16 protein-coding genes are annotated in these 16,738 nt (G+C 44.5%); 15 read left to right on the top strand and 1 reads right to left on the bottom strand.

Going from position 1 to position 16,738, the window contains the following annotated elements:
- Positions 1-38: 38 nt before the first annotated feature.
- Positions 39-713, top strand: a complete 675-nt coding sequence (locus CS921_RS09780) for a histidine phosphatase family protein (RefSeq protein ID WP_099223362.1) — start codon at positions 39-41, stop codon at positions 711-713.
- A 56-nt stretch (positions 714-769) separates the two neighbouring features.
- On the opposite strand, the gene CS921_RS09775 is transcribed toward CS921_RS09780, so the two are convergent.
- Positions 770-1,909: an AI-2E family transporter gene (locus tag CS921_RS09775; protein WP_099223360.1), complete on the bottom strand. Its 1,140-nt coding sequence runs from the start codon at positions 1,907-1,909 to the stop codon at positions 770-772.
- Positions 1,910-2,045: 136 nt separating this feature from the next.
- On the opposite strand from CS921_RS09775, the gene CS921_RS09770 reads away from it, so the two are divergent.
- From CS921_RS09770 to CS921_RS09705, 14 genes are all read left to right on the top strand, one after another.
- Complete coding sequence (locus CS921_RS09770; protein WP_099223358.1) at positions 2,046-2,438, top strand: GntR family transcriptional regulator; 393 nt, start codon at positions 2,046-2,048, stop codon at positions 2,436-2,438.
- Between the two features lies 1 nt (position 2,439).
- Complete coding sequence (locus tag CS921_RS09765) at positions 2,440-3,546, top strand: DUF1648 domain-containing protein (protein WP_099223355.1); 1,107 nt, start codon at positions 2,440-2,442, stop codon at positions 3,544-3,546.
- 80 nt (positions 3,547-3,626) lie between these two features.
- Complete coding sequence (locus tag CS921_RS09760) at positions 3,627-4,130, top strand: effector binding domain-containing protein (protein WP_099223353.1); 504 nt, start codon at positions 3,627-3,629, stop codon at positions 4,128-4,130.
- Positions 4,131-4,256: 126 nt separating this feature from the next.
- Entirely contained in the window at positions 4,257-5,072 is an 816-nt protein-coding gene (locus tag CS921_RS09755; RefSeq protein ID WP_099223351.1) for a formate/nitrite transporter family protein, read from the top strand.
- 116 nt (positions 5,073-5,188) lie between these two features.
- Positions 5,189-6,652: an NAD-dependent succinate-semialdehyde dehydrogenase gene (locus CS921_RS09750; protein ID WP_276107391.1), complete on the top strand. Its 1,464-nt coding sequence runs from the start codon at positions 5,189-5,191 to the stop codon at positions 6,650-6,652.
- Between the two features lie 150 nt (positions 6,653-6,802).
- Positions 6,803-7,495: an N-acetylmannosamine-6-phosphate 2-epimerase gene (locus tag CS921_RS09745; RefSeq protein ID WP_099223348.1), complete on the top strand. Its 693-nt coding sequence runs from the start codon at positions 6,803-6,805 to the stop codon at positions 7,493-7,495.
- A gap of 376 nt (positions 7,496-7,871) precedes the next feature.
- A complete protein-coding gene (locus CS921_RS09740) occupies positions 7,872-8,483 on the top strand; it encodes a MurR/RpiR family transcriptional regulator (protein ID WP_240422337.1) in 612 nt (203 codons plus the stop codon).
- 272 nt (positions 8,484-8,755) lie between these two features.
- Positions 8,756-10,321 (top strand): ribosomal protection-like ABC-F family protein, encoded by a 1,566-nt coding sequence (gene abc-f, locus CS921_RS09735; protein ID WP_099223346.1) that lies wholly within the window; start codon positions 8,756-8,758, stop codon positions 10,319-10,321.
- A 94-nt stretch (positions 10,322-10,415) separates the two neighbouring features.
- Positions 10,416-11,600: a GNAT family N-acetyltransferase gene (locus CS921_RS09730; protein WP_099223667.1), complete on the top strand. Its 1,185-nt coding sequence runs from the start codon at positions 10,416-10,418 to the stop codon at positions 11,598-11,600.
- A gap of 157 nt (positions 11,601-11,757) precedes the next feature.
- The gene (locus CS921_RS09725; protein ID WP_099223344.1) at positions 11,758-12,873 is read left to right on the top strand and encodes a permease; all 1,116 of its coding nucleotides are present in this window, start codon (positions 11,758-11,760) and stop codon (positions 12,871-12,873) included.
- Positions 12,874-12,884: 11 nt separating this feature from the next.
- Entirely contained in the window at positions 12,885-13,724 is an 840-nt protein-coding gene (locus tag CS921_RS09720; RefSeq protein ID WP_099223342.1) for a TIGR03943 family putative permease subunit, read from the top strand.
- A gap of 97 nt (positions 13,725-13,821) precedes the next feature.
- Positions 13,822-14,742, top strand: a complete 921-nt coding sequence (coaA, locus tag CS921_RS09715; protein ID WP_099223339.1) for a type I pantothenate kinase — start codon at positions 13,822-13,824, stop codon at positions 14,740-14,742.
- A 132-nt stretch (positions 14,743-14,874) separates the two neighbouring features.
- Entirely contained in the window at positions 14,875-15,594 is a 720-nt protein-coding gene (locus CS921_RS09710) for an ABC transporter ATP-binding protein (RefSeq protein ID WP_099223337.1), read from the top strand.
- Positions 15,594-16,724, top strand: coding sequence for an ABC transporter permease (locus tag CS921_RS09705; RefSeq protein ID WP_099223335.1), 1,131 nt, complete (start codon positions 15,594-15,596; stop codon positions 16,722-16,724). The genes CS921_RS09710 and CS921_RS09705 overlap by 1 nt, the downstream gene beginning before the upstream one ends.
- Positions 16,725-16,738: the final 14 nt, after the last annotated feature.

Genomic DNA, 16,738 nt, shown 5'->3' with positions numbered 1-16,738 from the left:
GATAGAATAAGAAGACACCAGAAGGAGGACAAGTTGACATGGGAAAAAAATTAGCACTTTATTTTGTGCGGCACGGGCAAACCTATTTGAATAAAAATTTACGCATGCAAGGCTGGGCAGACACACCACTGACGCCAGAAGGAATTGAAATCGTCCAAGCAAGCGGCCGGGGCCTTGCAGATACAGAATTTGTTGCCGCCTATTGTAGCGATTTACACAGGACGATTGCAACGGCGGAATTGATTCTAAAAGAAAATAAACATGCTTACGGATTGACACTTGAGCCGCGGGAAGAGTTTCGCGAAACATTTTTCGGTTCCTTTGAAGGGGAGCTTGGCGATGTAGCGTGGAATAAGATTGCAAAGGCGAACGGTTATGCGACGCAGCAGGATCTATTTGATCATGCGGATGTACGCGAAACCATGAACGGAACGAAAAAAGCCGATCCGACGGGTGATGCAGAAGATTTCATGACATTTTGGACGCGAGTGGAGCAGGGCTTCCTACATGTCATCAATCGGCACCGGGAAGAAGGCGGCAATATTCTGATTGTCGCGCACGGCAATACGATTCGGAATATCGTGCATGAATTAGAGCCGTCGATTAAAGAAACATTTGTGCTCGACAATGCCAGCGTCACGGTACTGGCGTATGAGAATGGTCTTTTCAAAGTAGAGCGTCTCAATGACACGTCTCACTTTATCAAGGAATAAGAAAAAGCCGACATGCAGATTCAGCGCATGTCGGCTTTTTGGGTGTCTAGAGCGAATCAGTCGTCAGGCGATTTCAGCTGTCCTTTTTCAAATGCTTCCTGTTCGAGTCCGCCTCGTCGTAATTTGACCAGTTTGGTAATGTTCACGATAATCGTTTTAATCACGGCGTAAGTAGGAACACCTAGGATCATCCCGATCAAACCAGCCAAGTTTCCTGCTACAAGTAAGATGATGATGATCGTCAGTGGATGGATTTTCAAGCTGCGGCCCATGATGAGCGGCTGCAAGACATTTCCATCGATCTGCTGAACAATGGTGACAACGATGATTACAAATAGTGCCTGATACGGGGAGACAAAAAGTGCCACGATGACAGCCGGAGCCGCACCGATAAATGGTCCAAGGTAAGGAATGATATTGGTTGCCCCAGCAATAAAACCGAAAAGCAGTGCATAAGGCTGACCGATAATTAAATACCCGATAAAAGTGATAATCCCAATGAACAGGCAGTCCAGAACTTGAGAACTGATATAAGTGGAAAGTGTTTTGTTCATTTCACGGATGATTTTTTTTGCATCTTCGCGAATAAAAGTGGGAAAGAATTTTTCAACCGAATCAATAAATTTGTTTCCATCTTTGAACATGTAGAACAAAATAAATGGCACGGTTACAAGCACCATGACAAAGCTTGTGACAAATCCTGCGATGGCACCGATACTTGAAGTGATCCCGCTTAGTACCGAATTCATGATATCCGGGATCGACAGGTTTAATTTGCTTAGTTCGGATTTGATATCGATATTCGCGAGCATCTGATTGTTGGAAAGCCCCTGTAGCCATTTTTCAAAGTCATTCCAGTAGCCAGGTAGTGCCTTCGCTAAATCAGCCACCTGCTGCGCTAAAATTGGTCCGACAGTCATGATTGCGCCGACAAGTAAAAGAATAAAGACGATAAAAATCAAAATCACACTGAGAAGTCGCGGCACTTTTCTTTTCTCTAAAAAGGTCACGACAGGATTAAACATGTAGAAGAGAAACCCTGAGATTAAAATCGGCATAAAAAGTGTCGAGAAAATGACAACGAGCGGCTGGAATATGTACTTCATTTTCAAGAGCACAAAAACGATCAAAGCGAGTGCTAAAATTTCGATCGTCCAAAAAAATAATTTGCTCTCTCGAAAGCGAGAAAATTTCATTGCTGTCCCTCCTTTAATTTCTTTTATCTTACCATCATTGTTTAAAAAGTGCTATTTAAAACACGTAAATTGACGATGTTTGACAGGTCTTTCTAACTGTTATACGATAGATATAACAGTAAGGAGGAGTGCGCCGATGATGCTCGAAATCGATTTTGAGTCGGAAGAGCCGATCTACACCCAGATTATGAATCAAATTATTGAAGGGATTGCCAAAAAAGAACTGCAGTCAGGCGACCGTTTGCCTTCCGTGCGCAGTCTGGGAGCGGATATTGGCATCAATTTTCATACCGTGAACAAGGCTTATCAGCTGTTGAAGCAGGAAGGCTTTATTCAGATCCATCGTCAAAAAGGGGTTGTCATTCGGCCGGAGGGAATCGAAAAGGCAGATGCCATTTATTTTGAAGGCCTCAAGCGAAAACTACGGCCACTCGTCGCAACTTCGATTGTACGGGACGTCTCGCTGGAAGAATTCCAAGAAGTGACGGAGAGTTTATATCGCGAGATTTTGAAGCAGGAGGAAAACTAGGATGGGCATGTATTCATTTCTTTTGATGGCTATTGTGATTATTTTACTGGAAGCATTTATGCCGCTCTTGATCCGCAAATCAGAGTGCTTTGGTGTGATGATTCCAGAACGTTTTGCAGAAGAGTCAGACATCAAGCAGATGAAAAAGCAATATGCAGGACAGGTGCTCCTGTTTGGCGGCGTGATCAGTTTGCTAGCTGTGGCCTTAATGGCGGCATTTCATGTTAGCGAGGCAAAGATCGCGCTCATTTTTACAGGAACCTTGCTACTACTGCTTGTCATGTCATTTGCCATCTATCTGAAATATCACAAGCGAATGATTGAGTGGAAAGCAGAACGTGTGAAAACAGGCGCTATCTCGCTTTCGAGGAAGGTCTACGTGGATACCAATTTTCATCGCAAGAAGATGGTGCTGCCATACGCGTGGTTTTTGGTGCCCTTCCTAATTTTCCTCATTACAGTGACGGTTACATGGATCTACTATCCGAATGCGGCTGCCTATCTGCCGGCACACTTTGATTTAAATGGACAAATTACGCGGGCGCTGCCAAAAAGCTTTCTGACCGCCGCCATGTTTCCCACTCTTCAACTATTGATGATTCTCACCTTTATGGGACTCAATTGGATGATTCAAAAAAGCAAACAAGTCACAACTTATGAAAACCCGCAGGAATCCCTGATTCGGAGTGAACATTTTCGACGGATTTATAGTCGAGCCGGCTTTATCATGTGCGTGCTAATGGTACTGGATTTTCTGGTCAATCAGCTGACATTTCTATTCCAATGGCCTGTTGCCGTCATGACAGTAGGTTCGATACTTTTAATCGTGATTTTGTTTGCAGGGCTTTTTGGCCTTTCCTATTTTGTTGGGCAGGGTGGCAGCAGATTGAAACTGGACGGAACGAAGCGTTCAAATACGCGGGAGGTGCGTGATGACGATCAGTACTGGAAACTGGGGATTTTCTATGTAAATCGCCATGATCCGGCTCTTTTCATCGAAAAACGTTTTGGCATCGGCTGGACGATCAATATGGCGCGGCCTCTTGGATGGGTGATTTTTATTGGAATAATTGCAGTAGCCATTCTGATTAGCGTATTATTTTCGTGAGACCTTTCAACTGAATTATGATATGCTTAGGGTGAAATAATCAGGTTTATCAGTGAATTTTTGTGAAGGAGTCGGTGGAGATGGCTGTCCGGGATATTCATTTTGAAGTGCATGAACAAATTTTTTTAATTGCGTTTGTTTGGCAAGGAACCTATGAAGAAGCAAAACGCGAGAAAGTTCGGGCGTTGCTTGAGGAAATTGACAAACAGCAAGAGTTGAAAGAAATCAGTCAACAAGATGCCCTATACAGTATTTCAGTTCATAATATGGAAGAGGGTTTCACGCATTATGCTGCCGTAGAAGCCAACCGAAAGCCTAAAAAGCTGCCGCAGGGATTGGAGTGGCTGGAAGTGCCGGCGCATACCTATCTTGTTGCGGAACATATTGGGTCGACCAGTATCGCTGAAAGTTATCAAACACTTGCAGAAGAGATTCACAAGCGGAATTATGAGCCGTATGTAACTGCTGAAAGTCCGATTTTTGATCCATTGCCAATCAAAATTGAACGCTATCCACGACCGGTGGAAGAAAATAGTCAACAAAATTATTGGATCCGGATTCCAGTCATCAAAAAATTAGCGTAAATGTTAGGCCTGTGCGAAGTGCACAGGCTTTTTTTAGGGGGTAGCATCTCGAGCAGCGCCTATGGTATAATAAGAACGCTATTTTATGTGAATACATAAACAATATTGTAGGAAGAAGGGATTGGCGTGGGTTATTATAGCCCGAAAGAAGTAACAGACATCACCATCAAGAAAGGAATCGAAAAGGCGAATTCCAGCTTTTTAACACTGGCTATTCTAGGTTTTCTCGGCGGTGCTTTTATCTCGCTTGGCTATTTGCTTTATATTCGAGTAGCGGGGACGATGCCGCATGAATGGGGCAGTTTTGTCACCTTTATCGGCGCATGTGTTTTCCCAGTCGGCTTGATTTGTATTCTGCTTGGTGGAGGCGAGCTCATTACGGGGAATATGATGGCAGTTCCAATTGCTTGGTTTGATAAGAAAATTACTTTCACGCAAATGCTTCGTAACCTTGCGATCGTGACAATCACCAATATGATTGGCGCAATGTTTGTTGCTTTCTTTTTTGGTCACTTTGTCGGCTTGACAGAGGGCGACTTTCTTGAAAAAACGCTGGCAACGGCTGGTGCGAAAATTCATGATCCATTCTGGGTTGCCTTTGTTTCCGGAATCGGTTGTAACTGGTTTGTGGGTATCGCAGTGTGGCTCTGTTACGCAGCGAAGGATTTTACAGGAAAAATTTTAGGGATTTGGTTCCCTGTTATGGCTTTTGTTGCCATCGGTTTTCAGCACGTTGTGGCCAACATGTTCATTATTCCAGCAGCCATCTTTGCAGGTGCTTACAGCTGGACGGACTTTTGGCTGAATGTGATTCCCGTATACTTAGGCAACTTGGTCGGCGGCGCAATTTTTGTCAGCCTGTTCTACTATCTAGCCTATAAAAAAGGTTATGTAACGAAAGAACAGCCAGAAAAAACAGAAGAACCCGCACATGAATTATAAGCAAAAATCGGTAAGAGACTTTCACAATCTCTTACCGATTTTTTTATACAATGATTAAAAATTTTATTTTGTGGAAAAAAACAAGGAGGGCAAACAGATAAAAGGAGTGTTGAAAAGTGAGAAAAACGACTTTACCAAAAGTTGAAACACGCTTATATATTGACGGAAAGTGGCTGGAAGGTATGTCTGGCAAGGAGCATGAGGTCATCAATCCCGCTACCCAGGAAGTCATTGCAAAAATTGCTCAGGCTGGCGAAACGGAGACGAAGCAGGCGATTGAGGCGGCCAAACGTGCTTTTCCGGCATGGCGAAAATTAGAACTGGCAGAACGGGTGGAAATTCTGCGGAAAATCAGTTCTCTACTAGAAGAAAAGGCAGATACACTGGCAAAAATCATGACGATCGAACAAGGAAAACCGCTGCACGAAGCCAAATTAGAAGTGCTTTCCGGTGCGAGTACCTTTTTATTTGCAGCAGAAGAGGCGAGACGGCTTTATGGGGAAACAATTCCAGCACCCAACCACCATCGCTATATTGTCAAGAAAGAGCCAATCGGTGTTGTGGCTGCGATTACACCGTGGAATTTCCCATCAGGCATGGCAACGAGGAAAATGGCGCCAGCGCTGGCTGCTGGGAATACGCTGATATTGAAACCCTCCAGTGACACGCCGCTTTCAGCCATTGCAGTATTTGAGATTTTTGAAGAGGCCGGTCTTCCTAAAGGCGTGGCAAACCTTGTAATGGGTGATTCCAAAGTGGTTGGCGGCGTTTTGACAGCAAGTGATGATGTTCGCAAGCTGACCTTTACCGGATCGACGGCTGTGGGGCAAAAATTATTTGCTCAAAGCGGGGAAACGTTGAAAAAATTGTCCCTTGAACTGGGTGGGCATGCACCGTTTATCGTCTTTGATGATGCTGATCTTGATCAAGCCGTTGAAGCGCTAGTTGCGGCGAAGTTTCGGAATAATGGGCAAGTCTGCGTCTCGCCTAACCGAATTTTTGTGGATGAGAAGATCCAGGCAGACTTTGTGGAAAAACTACTGGCACGCGTGAAGAAGCTCAAAATTGGCAACGGGCTGGATGAGGGAGTTGACGTTGGCCCGCTTATCCGGGAGGACGCAATCGAAAAAATCGATGAGCAGCTGACAGATGCGGTGAACAAAGGAGCCAAAGTTTTGACTGGCGGCGGTCAACTTCATGGAGACGAATTTGACCATGGTTTCTTTTATCAGCCAACAATTCTTGACCAAGTCACTCAAAAAATGAATATTTTCTATGAGGAAACTTTTGGCCCAGTGATCCCGCTGATTCGTTTCCGAACGGTGGAAGAAGCGATCGAGATGGCCAATGACTGTGAATTTGGTTTGGCATCTTATTTCTTCACGAAAGATGTTGCACGAGTGGAAGAAGTGAGTGATGCCTTGGAATACGGCATGGTCGGCGTGAATGAGATTGCCATTTCAAATCCGGAAACACCTTTTGGCGGGGTTAAGCATTCTGGATTTGGCCGTGAAAATGGTCACTATGGACTGGAAGAATATCTCCAAGTGAAATTTATCAATCTAAAATATCGAGACTGATTTTGGAAGAAACGGTGCTCTTTAACGGAGTGCCGTTTTTTTGCCATTTAACGAAAATGATTTTCCTTAAAAAGTTATTGATAAAATTATTTTCTTGTAATATAGTGATGGTGAAAACGGATACTTTTAATTTTTGGAGGAGGAAAAAAGATGGCAAATCCATTCCTAGAAAAGACGCGCGGCAAACTAATCGTCTCATGTCAGGCATTACCGGAGGAACCGCTTTACAGTTCATTCATCATGGCCAAAATGGCAGTAGCGGCTGTTTCTGGAGGTGCTGCAGGAATTAGAGCCAATTCAGTAGCCGATATTCTAGCGATTCGAAATGCTGTCTCTGTTCCAATGATCGGCATCATCAAAAAAGAATATCCAGATTCACCAGTTTTTATTACACCTACGATAGAGGAAGTACTAGCAGTCTGTGAAACAGGCGTGGAAGTTGTCGCGATGGATGGAACCAGTCGCAAGCGTCCTTCAGATGAAAAATTAGTTGATATCTTGCAGCAGGCGAAGAGTCGTTTTCCGGAGACGCTCTTTATGGCAGATATTTCAACAGTTCAAGAAGTGGCGCTGGCTGCAGAATTAGGCTTTGATTTGGCAGCAACCACCTTGTACGGCTACACAGAACAAACCGCCGGGCGAAATATCACAGAGGATGACTTTCACTTTTTAAAAGAAGTGCTTCAAACAGCTAAAATCCCAGTCCTCGTAGAAGGGAAAATCGACACGCCAGAAAAGGCGAAAACGGCTTTAGCACTTGGCGGAACTTCTGTGGTAGTTGGAGGTGCCATCACACGCCCGCAAGAAATCACCACACGCTTTACTTCCAAACTGAGTGAATGACCAAGTAAAAAACTTGAAAAGCCGTATAATAAAGGAGAGCGCCTTTTTCGTCCCGCGGCTAGCCGAAAAAATGAAACAGGTCATGGTTTCGGCTGATTTTTATCAAGGGGAGATCAAATTTGCCCAATTTGGAAATGAGGCAGGCCTGCTTGGCGTACTTTACCAAATCAAAGAAAAAGTGAGATGAGTAGAAAGATGGACATTAAACGGGACATTCAGCAAAAATTTCAGGAGCTTCCAGAGAAAGAACTATATACTGGAGCACGGTGAGACGATCAAAAATATTCATATTGCCGATTTGGCCAAAGCGACAGGCACATCGAACGCCACAATTACGCGCTTTTGCAAACGGATCGGCTGTGAGAGCTTTGTCGATTTGAAAATTCGGCTCCATAGTGCGCAGGAGGAAGTGCCGGAAAATGGATACGGAGATATTTTTGCGGATGTCAATTCGTTTTACCACAAGACCATCTCACAAACGGTCAAAATGATCGACAAGGAAAAAATTCGGGCACTCGTCGAAGCGATGAAACAGGCGGAGCGGATCTTTTTCACCGGAGTTGGCAGTTCCGGCTTGACGGCGATGGAAATGACCCAGCGGTTTATCCGAATGGGGCTCCACGTGACGGCACTTACCGATTCGCACATGATGATCATTACAAGTGCGATTACGACGCCAAAAGATCTGGTTATCTGGATCTCCAATTCTGGCCGTACGACAGAGGTGGTCAAAACACTCGAAAATGCCAAAAAGAACGGCAGCAAGATTGCAACAATCACAAGCTTTGAAAAAAGTCCCCTGGCCGCTCTGAGTGACTTCGTAATTCCGACTTATAATACGCATTTTGTCAGCAACGAACAGTTTGTTAACAACCAATTTGCGATCATGTATGTTATGGATATCATTTCCATGCTGCTTCTTGAAAATAAAACCATGCAGCAAAAAATGGAAAAAATCATCCACACCGTCAGTCGTAGATTCAACTAAAATATCCGCTTGTCGAGAGGCTTTTCGGCAGGCAGATTTGCATATTTAACCATTTCAGCCTATAATGGAAGTATCAAATTTAAAGGAGTGTAACATAAAGCCAATGAAATTCTAATCCTGCATACCCAGAGAAAATATTCAATATGAGTGATTTTTTTCGGACAGGATTCGTATGTACTTTTTTGGCTGTTTACACAAATAATTGCCATTGGCACAAGCTTTTTTGTGTTAGTCTGCGAACTCCTTCCGTCAATCGGACAGGAGGTTTTTTTATGTTTAGCATAGAAATCGAACAAGTGAAAAAAGAGCTCGGAACTCGGACTTTATTTCAAATCCCTAAATTGACCGCCGGAACAAGAGCGCGAATCGGTTTGGTCGGACGAAACGGCGTGGGGAAAACCACCCTTTTTGAAATTTTAGCCGGTATAAAGGAGCCAGATCAAGGGGAAATTAGACGAAAAGGTTCGACCGGCTATATTCGTCAACTGTCGCCGGAAGACGATCGATTGAGCGGCGGCGAAAAGACACGCAAATGGATCAAGGCGGAAATGCGGCAGCGGCCAGCGCTTCTTTTTGCCGACGAGCCCACCAGCAATCTGGACGTGGAAAGCGTGCGTCACTTAGAGCGGCAGTTTAAAAAGTATAGCGGTGCAGTCTTCCTGATTTCCCACGATCGCGCTTTCCTAAATGAAGTAGTCGACACGATTTGGGAGCTTGAAAATGAAATAATAACCGTCTATCCAGGTAATTATGATGCCTATCTGGCCGCCAAAGCCAAGCAGCATGAAAAAGCCGCCCAAGCATACAGCGAACGGCAGGCCAAAAAAAGCCAGCTGGAAGAAGCCATTCGTCATCGCGAAAAAGAAGCGGGCAAACAGGTGCGCCCATCGAAGCGGCTTACCTCTAAGGAAATCCGCTCAGCCAAGCCTTCAAAGGGTGTCCAGCAAAAGAAACAGCACAAGTTGATCAAGGCCATTGAAAAGCGGATCGACCGATTGGAAACGGTAGAGAAACCGTATCAATTCAAAGCAGTCAAAATCACGATTCCCAAAGAACGGATGTTAAAACCAGGCAGCGCCGTTCTGACAGCCCAAGCATTGACGCTTCAAGCAGGCGAAAAAGTGCTGTTCCAAACAAAAGGATTTACCCTTCGAGCGGGTGAAAAAGTGGTGCTTTCTGGCGTCAATGCCTCCGGTAAAACGTCCTTACTGCGGGCGATCATCGGTGAAGATAGCGCCTTGCGGTTAAGCCCGGATGTCACGATCGGCTACTTTGATCAGGAACTGCGCAATTTGGATAAAGCGGCGACTGTACTGGAAAACATCCAAAAAGCCAATGTCCACGAAGATAAGGTGGCGCTGGATGTACTGGGCAGTTTGCATTTCGATCAGGAAGACTGGCAAAAACCCGTCCAAGTGCTCTCAGGGGGCGAGCGTGTCAAGCTCAGTCTGGCCATGTTACTCACGCAAGGGGCCAATTTTTTGATATTGGATGAGCCGACCAACTATTTGGACATTGAAGCGCTTGAAGCCTTGGAGCAGATGATTGCCTCTTATGAAGGCGCCGTTTTATTCGTTTCACACGACCGAATGTTTACGGAAAAAGTGGCAGAAAAAATGCTGTTGATCGAAGAAAAAGAGCTCCGTCTAATCGACCAGCCACCGGATGTTTACAAAAAGGAAAAGGAAGAACCACAAGTCGAGGAAGATAAGTTGCTGCTGACACTGCGGCAGTCTGAAATTGCCGCAAAGCTGATGGAGCCACAGCTTTCCGAAGCGGAGAAAAAAGCGCTCGATGAAGAATATTTTGAGATTGTCCGGAAATTAAAGCATATCTAGTTGCAGAATCTGGGAAGTATCCACTAAAATGAAAGAAAAGCAGAAAAAGCGAGGTAATAGAATGGGACAGCTAAATGTCCAGGAACGATTAAAAATGCAAACAGTCAAAATGGAGCATCTAGGACAGTTCAACGACTTATTGCGCTATGTTTTCCAAGTCACCAATCAGGAACTCCAAGAAGTAGGGTTTGAAGAGGATGAGCTCGAGCAGGCGAAGCGCCCCGTCCTGCAAAAAGCCGATGTGCTCGGCTGGTTTGATGGGGACAAGCTGGTTTCGCAATTAGCCGTATACCCAATGGAGATCAATGTGCACGGTGTGCGCTATAAAATGGGCGGTTTGACGGGCGTTGGCACCTATCCGGAATATGCCAATCTAGGTTTGATGCACCAATTGATGCGCAAAAGCTTGCAAGATATGCGTGATCGCGGGCAAAGCGTCTCCTATTTGTTTCCATATTCGATTCCCTATTATAGACGAAAAGGCTGGGAAATCATTTCTGATAAAATGACCTTTGCCATCAAAGACACCCAATTACCCAGCATCGTACCGGTTTCTGGAATGGTCGAGCGGACAAGCTATGATGATCCAGATGTCCTTTTGACCTATCAGCAGTTTGCCAGTAGGCGGCACGGCACATTGATTCGCGACGAACTCGGCTGGGAAGAATATTTTCGCTGGGAGAAAGAGGAACTGGTGGCCGGCGTTTATTACAATGAGCGTCATGAACCTGAAGGCTATCTGTTTTACTGGATTGCAGATGATATTTTTCATATGAAAGAAATGATTTATCTGACCCAGGAAGCGCGCCACGGCTTGTGGAATTTTGTGACGGCCCACTATTCGATGGTAACAGATGTGAAGGGGCGGACCTACACCAATGAGCCAATCGCCTTTCTTTTGGAAGATAGTGAGATTGTCGAAACGATCCAGCCTTATTATATGGCCCGAATTGTCGACGTCATGGATTTTCTGCGCCAGTATCCGTTCAGAGTAAGAACGGGTGAAAAAAACTTCCATTTGGTTATTGATGATCCACTTTTAGAGTGGAATCAGGGGATTTTTGGACTGGAATTTGCAGATGGACAAGTAAAACTGCAGCAAGAGGCGATCGGTCCTGCTGTCAAGCTGGATATTCAGACGATGACCACCATGTTTTTCAGTTATAAACGGCCTAGCTATCTGGCCAAAATCGGTCGGCTGGAGGCGGACGCTGAGGTGATTCGGCAGCTGGAGGATCTCCTCCCGGCAGAGGCGCCTTACTTTTCGGATTATTTTTAAAGAGTAGCATGGTTGAAGAATGGTACCCGCTCGACCAGGGGGCCATTCTTTTTTGTCGTTTAAGAAAAGGTTAAATTTTGATAGAGACTTGATTTATTAGGCGGATAGGAATAAAATCAAGAAGTTATAGGGGAAAATGAGGAAAGGCGGTTAGGAAATGTTTAGCCATCTACCCGATTCATTTCTACAGATGAATACGATTTTTATTTCGATTTTGATTGAGGCCCTGCCCTTCGTTTTAATCGGTGTTTTTATTGCCAGTTTTATTCAAATGTTTATTTCAGAAAAAATGATTGCCAGAATTATTCCGAAAAATAAATTCTTAGCAGTAGTGGTTGGCTCATGTATCGGTGTATTTTTCCCGTCATGTGAGTGCGGCATTGTGCCGATTGTCAGAAATCTGCTTTCAAAAGGGGTGCCGCTCCATGCCGGGATCGCCTTCATGCTGACGGCGCCGATTATCAATCCGGTCGTTCTTTTTTCTACATACGTCGCTTTTGGCAGTACCTGGCAGGTTCCACTTCTACGCGTGATCGGCAGTCTGGTCGTAGCACTTATCGTTGGAAATCTCATTGCTTATTTTTACAAAGGAACCGGTCTAAAGGACAAATTTCTCGCTTATGAGGCAGCGGATGAAAAGAAGATGCATCCAGCGCTTGCTCTAGCAGACGGAAAAGTAGAACTGGCTGAGCCAAAAATCATGCAGACAGCCGAATTAACACTGGAAGGTGCATCTACCGGAGTCATCTCGCCGTCTCATGAAGGAACTCACGCACATGCCCACGCCCATGAACATGAACATGCGCATACACACGACCATGAACATGATCACGCGCATGACCACGGACACGAGCATCATGATCATACCCATATGGGACTCGGAGCGAAAATTTGGCACACAGCGCAACATGCGGTCGATGAATTTTTTTCTGTTGGAAAATTTTTAGTATTTGGTGCGTTAATTGCTGCAGCCATGCAAACCTACATCAAAACGTCCACATTGGTGTCGATCGGTCATGGACCTGTTTTATCGATCATTTTGATGATGGTTTTGGCCTTCGTGCTGTCACTATGCTCGGAAGCGGATGCTTTTATTGGCGCTTCATTCCGGAGTGTTTTCTCCACACAATCGATCGTGGCTTTCCTAGTGTTCGGCCCGATGCTTGATATTAAAAATGTGATGATGATGTTCGCAACCTTTAAAACGAAATTTGTGCTGCTTTTGATTAGCAGCGTAACAATTGTTGTCTTTATTTATGCACTGATCATTTAGGAGGTGAAAGAATGCTTCGCGCGTTTATTTTATTTGGTTTTGGTTTCTATTTAATGTATCTGCATATCAGTGGCAATATCAGCCAATATATCAATATGAAGTACTCCTATCTGTCCATTTCGGCCATGATAGCGGCCTTTTTCCTTGCGATCATTCAATTGATTATGGTTTTCCGGGATGAAGATCTGGCGGCCCATCACGAACATATGGGGCACGTACATGAAGGCGAAAATACCTGGTGGAAAAAAATACTAGTCTATAGCCTGCTGATTTATCCGCTCATTGCCGGATTTTTATTCCCCGTCGCAACGCTGGATTCGACGATCGTTTCGGCCAAGGGCTTCCATTTTCCGAAGAATAATGCAGCAGGTGATGATCCGTACGCCATGAATCAATTTTTACGGCCGGATACGAGCGGTTATTTTGGAGCAAGTGATTACCAAAAAATGATGGAAAAGGAACGGAAATCACTGGATAAAGAGAATCCAATCATTGTCACCGACGATAATTACTTGATGACGATGGAAATCATTTACAATTATCCGGGTGATTTTATTGGCAAAAAGATCCAGTTTACCGGCTTTGTCTACAATGATACAGTGACAGATGTGAACAATGTCTTTTTATTCCGATTTGGCATCATTCATTGTGTGGCGGATTCAGGTGTTTACGGCATGCTGACGAATATGCCGGAAGGGGCCAAATTTGACGATGACACCTGGCTAAAAGTTACCGGGACGATTGAGCAGGAATATTATGCGCCTTTCAAAATGAACATCCCTGCCGTTAAAGTGGACCATTATGAGACAATCTCGAAACCAAAAGATGTCTATGTATACCGGACTTACTAAAGAGAGCATCTTGCAGTTTCCAGCCAATTACGGTATGCTTAATCGTATAACTGTTTAGGCTTTCACGTAAAGATTAGCAAAAGGACGGAATCTATCCATGAACTATTATGAACATTACTTTCATTTTTCGCGGGATGAATGGCGGGAGCTTGAGGTCAGTAAAGATCAGATACTGACGGCAGAAGAACTAGAGGCCATTCGGGGACTCAATGATCGAATCTCGCTCGCAGATATTTCTGATATTTACCTGCCGCTGATCAAATTGATGGCGATTCAATATCATGAAGCGATTTTTATCCACGGGGAGAAAATGGAATACCTCAAGAAAAAAGAATCCCGTTCGCCGTTTATTATTGCGCTTGCTGGGAGTGTTGCGGTTGGGAAAAGCACAACCGCCCGCGTGTTTAAACTGATGCTTGATCGCTGGTTCTCCAAAACTCGGCAGGTGGAGCTGATCACAACAGATGGTTTTTTATATCCCAATCAACAGCTGGAAGAAAAAGGACTAATGGACCGCAAAGGGTTTCCAGAAAGCTACGACAGAGCCCGTTTTCATTCGTTTTTAATGGATCTTAAGGCTGGAAAAGAAGAGGTAGAGGTGCCACTATATTCGCACTTCACCTATGATGTGCTAAAAGAAACCCGCACGATTCACCGCCCTGATATTGTGATCATAGAGGGCATCAATGTGTTACAAGTAGATCAAAAAGAACAATTTTTGCCGAGTGATTTCTTTGATTTCTCGGTTTACATGGATGCTGCGGAAGAAGATATTAAAAAGTGGTATTTGGAACGTTTTTATATGTTGCGAGAAACTGCTTTTCAAGATGAAAGCTCGTATTTTCATCCATACACCAAAATCAGCCGGGAAGAAGCCGGCCAATATGCGCTCGACATTTGGGACAATATTAATGGTGTCAATTTGAAAGAAAACATCGAGCGAACAAAATATCGGGCAGATCTTGTGTTGCAAAAGGGCAGCAATCACTTAATATCAGACATTTATTTACGAAAATAAAACCAGACAGCGGCCGGCAACTCCTCCTCTTTGGGACGTGTCGAACCGCTGGCTGGTTTTTGCTTTACAAATGATGAAAATATTGTATAGTATAAATGAGTAAGCACTCACTCATTTGGAGGAGGGGAAAGGATGCAACCATTGATCGAAGTGGAGCAACTGGATATCATTTTACAGAAGAAATCAATTTTAAAAAAGGTGAATTTAACGATTGATAGCGGTCAGATTTTTGGCTTGATTGGTCCGTCCGGTGCAGGTAAAACAACACTTGTGAAGGCGATTGTCGGTATGGAGAAGGCCACGAGTGGAAAAGTAAAAGTGCTTGGAACCTCCATGCCTTCGCTGAAAGTCGTGCCGAAAATCGGCTACATGGCACAATCAGATGCCTTGTATATGGAACTAACAGCTAAAGAAAATCTTGACTTTTTTGCGTCCTTATATCACTTGAAAGGTGCAGAAAAAAAGGAACGAATAGCCTATGCGGCTGAATTGGTTGATTTGACGGCTGAATTAAACAAAAAAGTGACCGCCTTTTCAGGGGGAATGAAGCGGCGATTATCGCTGGCCATTTCTGTTTTACAAAATCCAGATGTCCTGATTTTGGACGAACCGACAGTTGGAATCGATCCAGAATTACGCAAAGCAATTTGGGAAGAACTAGCCGAACTGAAAAACCAAGGAAAATGCATCCTCGTCACCACTCACGTCATGGATGAGGCGGAAAAATGCGACCAGCTGGCAATGGTGCGAGAAGGACGAATTATTGCCCGCGGAACACCTGACGAACTAGCGGCACATACAGAGACGAACCGCCTGGAAGATGCCTTTTTGGCGTTCGGGAGGGAAGCATAATGAGAACACTTGCCATTGTCAAACGGATTATTTTACAATTTAAACGAGACAAACGAACACTTGCTTTAATGTTTCTAGCGCCGCTTGTCTTGATCACTCTGCTCAACTACTTATTCAATGACCAAGCAGTCGAACCGGTCATCGGCGAGACAGGCCTTTCAGATGAGCTGGTTCAAACGCTGAAAGAGAACGACTTAAAAATCAAAAGGTATGATGAGTTGGATCAAAGTGCAGAGGCCGCCATCAAAGCGAATGAACTGGACGCTTTTATCGTGCAGGATGGCGATAAGCTGAACGTGACATTTGAAAATAGTGACCCAGCTGTCAGCAAAGAAATCACGATGAAGCTGCAAAAAAGCCTGATGAGTATGCAGGAAGCGAGCATGCAGCAGGCCGCCAAAGCTATGCAGGCTCAAATGGATCAGATTAGTCAAATGACAGGAAGCAGTACGGATTCCAGTGAGGAAATGCTGCTTGCAAATGGCCAATTAACACTGTCGACCGATTATGTTTATGGGAATGCAGATACGACTTACTTTGATACGATAGGGCCAATCTTTATCGGGTTCTTTGTTTTCTTCTTCGTCTTTCTGATTGCCGGAATCTCCTTTTTACGCGAGCGGACGACAGGCACTTTGGAGCGGCTAATGGCGACCCCGATTAAGCGTTATGAGCTCGAACTCGGCTATATGATTGGTTTTGGGTTATTTGCCCTAATTCAATCCATTATTGTGGCGCTTTTCTCCATTCATGTACTGGACATGACACAAAACGGTTCGATCTGGTATGTGTTGCTCATTACTTTGCTGCTTGCGATCGTATCGCTGGCACTCGGGATGTTGCTTTCAACTTTTGCCAATAATGAATTTCAGGTCATCCAGTTTATTCCAATCGTGATTGTGCCGCAACTCTTGTTCTGCGGGATTTTTCCACTTGAAGGAATGGCAGACTGGTTGCAGTGGATTGCGCACTTGATGCCGATGTACTACGGAGCCACGGCGCTAACGGACATTATGATCAAAGGGGAAGGTTTTAGCAGTTTTGCGGCAGATTTTTATATTTTAGTCGCCTTTGCAGCCGTATTCTTGATTTTAAATATTTTTGCCTTGAAAAAATATCGTAAGGTGTAAGGAAGGAAGAGCGT

It is taken from the genome of Listeria costaricensis, from assembly GCF_900183385.1.
Taxonomy (GTDB): Bacteria; Bacillota; Bacilli; order Lactobacillales; family Listeriaceae; genus Listeria; species Listeria costaricensis.
The sequence above is the reverse complement of the archived record's forward strand: the minus strand, read 5'-3'. Positions and strand labels throughout refer to the sequence as shown.

Bases quoted from the DNA above. Each gene is read 5' to 3' on its own strand.
- CS921_RS09760 (WP_099223353.1), top strand. From the start codon at position 3,627: ATGGCTGTCCGGGATATTCATTTTGAAGTGCATGAACAAATTTTTTTA.
- CS921_RS09775 (WP_099223360.1), bottom strand. From the start codon at position 1,909: ATGAAATTTTCTCGCTTTCGAGAGAGCAAATTATTTTTTTGGACGATC.
- abc-f (WP_099223346.1), top strand. From the start codon at position 8,756: ATGTTTAGCATAGAAATCGAACAAGTGAAAAAAGAGCTCGGAACTCGG.
- CS921_RS09765 (WP_099223355.1), top strand. From the start codon at position 2,440: ATGGGCATGTATTCATTTCTTTTGATGGCTATTGTGATTATTTTACTG.
- CS921_RS09720 (WP_099223342.1), top strand. From the start codon at position 12,885: ATGCTTCGCGCGTTTATTTTATTTGGTTTTGGTTTCTATTTAATGTAT.
- CS921_RS09780 (WP_099223362.1), top strand. From the start codon at position 39: ATGGGAAAAAAATTAGCACTTTATTTTGTGCGGCACGGGCAAACCTAT.
- CS921_RS09725 (WP_099223344.1), top strand. From the start codon at position 11,758: ATGTTTAGCCATCTACCCGATTCATTTCTACAGATGAATACGATTTTT.
- CS921_RS09745 (WP_099223348.1), top strand. From the start codon at position 6,803: ATGGCAAATCCATTCCTAGAAAAGACGCGCGGCAAACTAATCGTCTCA.
- CS921_RS09770 (WP_099223358.1), top strand. From the start codon at position 2,046: ATGATGCTCGAAATCGATTTTGAGTCGGAAGAGCCGATCTACACCCAG.
- CS921_RS09710 (WP_099223337.1), top strand. From the start codon at position 14,875: ATGCAACCATTGATCGAAGTGGAGCAACTGGATATCATTTTACAGAAG.
- coaA (WP_099223339.1), top strand. From the start codon at position 13,822: ATGAACTATTATGAACATTACTTTCATTTTTCGCGGGATGAATGGCGG.
- CS921_RS09730 (WP_099223667.1), top strand. From the start codon at position 10,416: ATGCAAACAGTCAAAATGGAGCATCTAGGACAGTTCAACGACTTATTG.
- CS921_RS09705 (WP_099223335.1), top strand. From the start codon at position 15,594: ATGAGAACACTTGCCATTGTCAAACGGATTATTTTACAATTTAAACGA.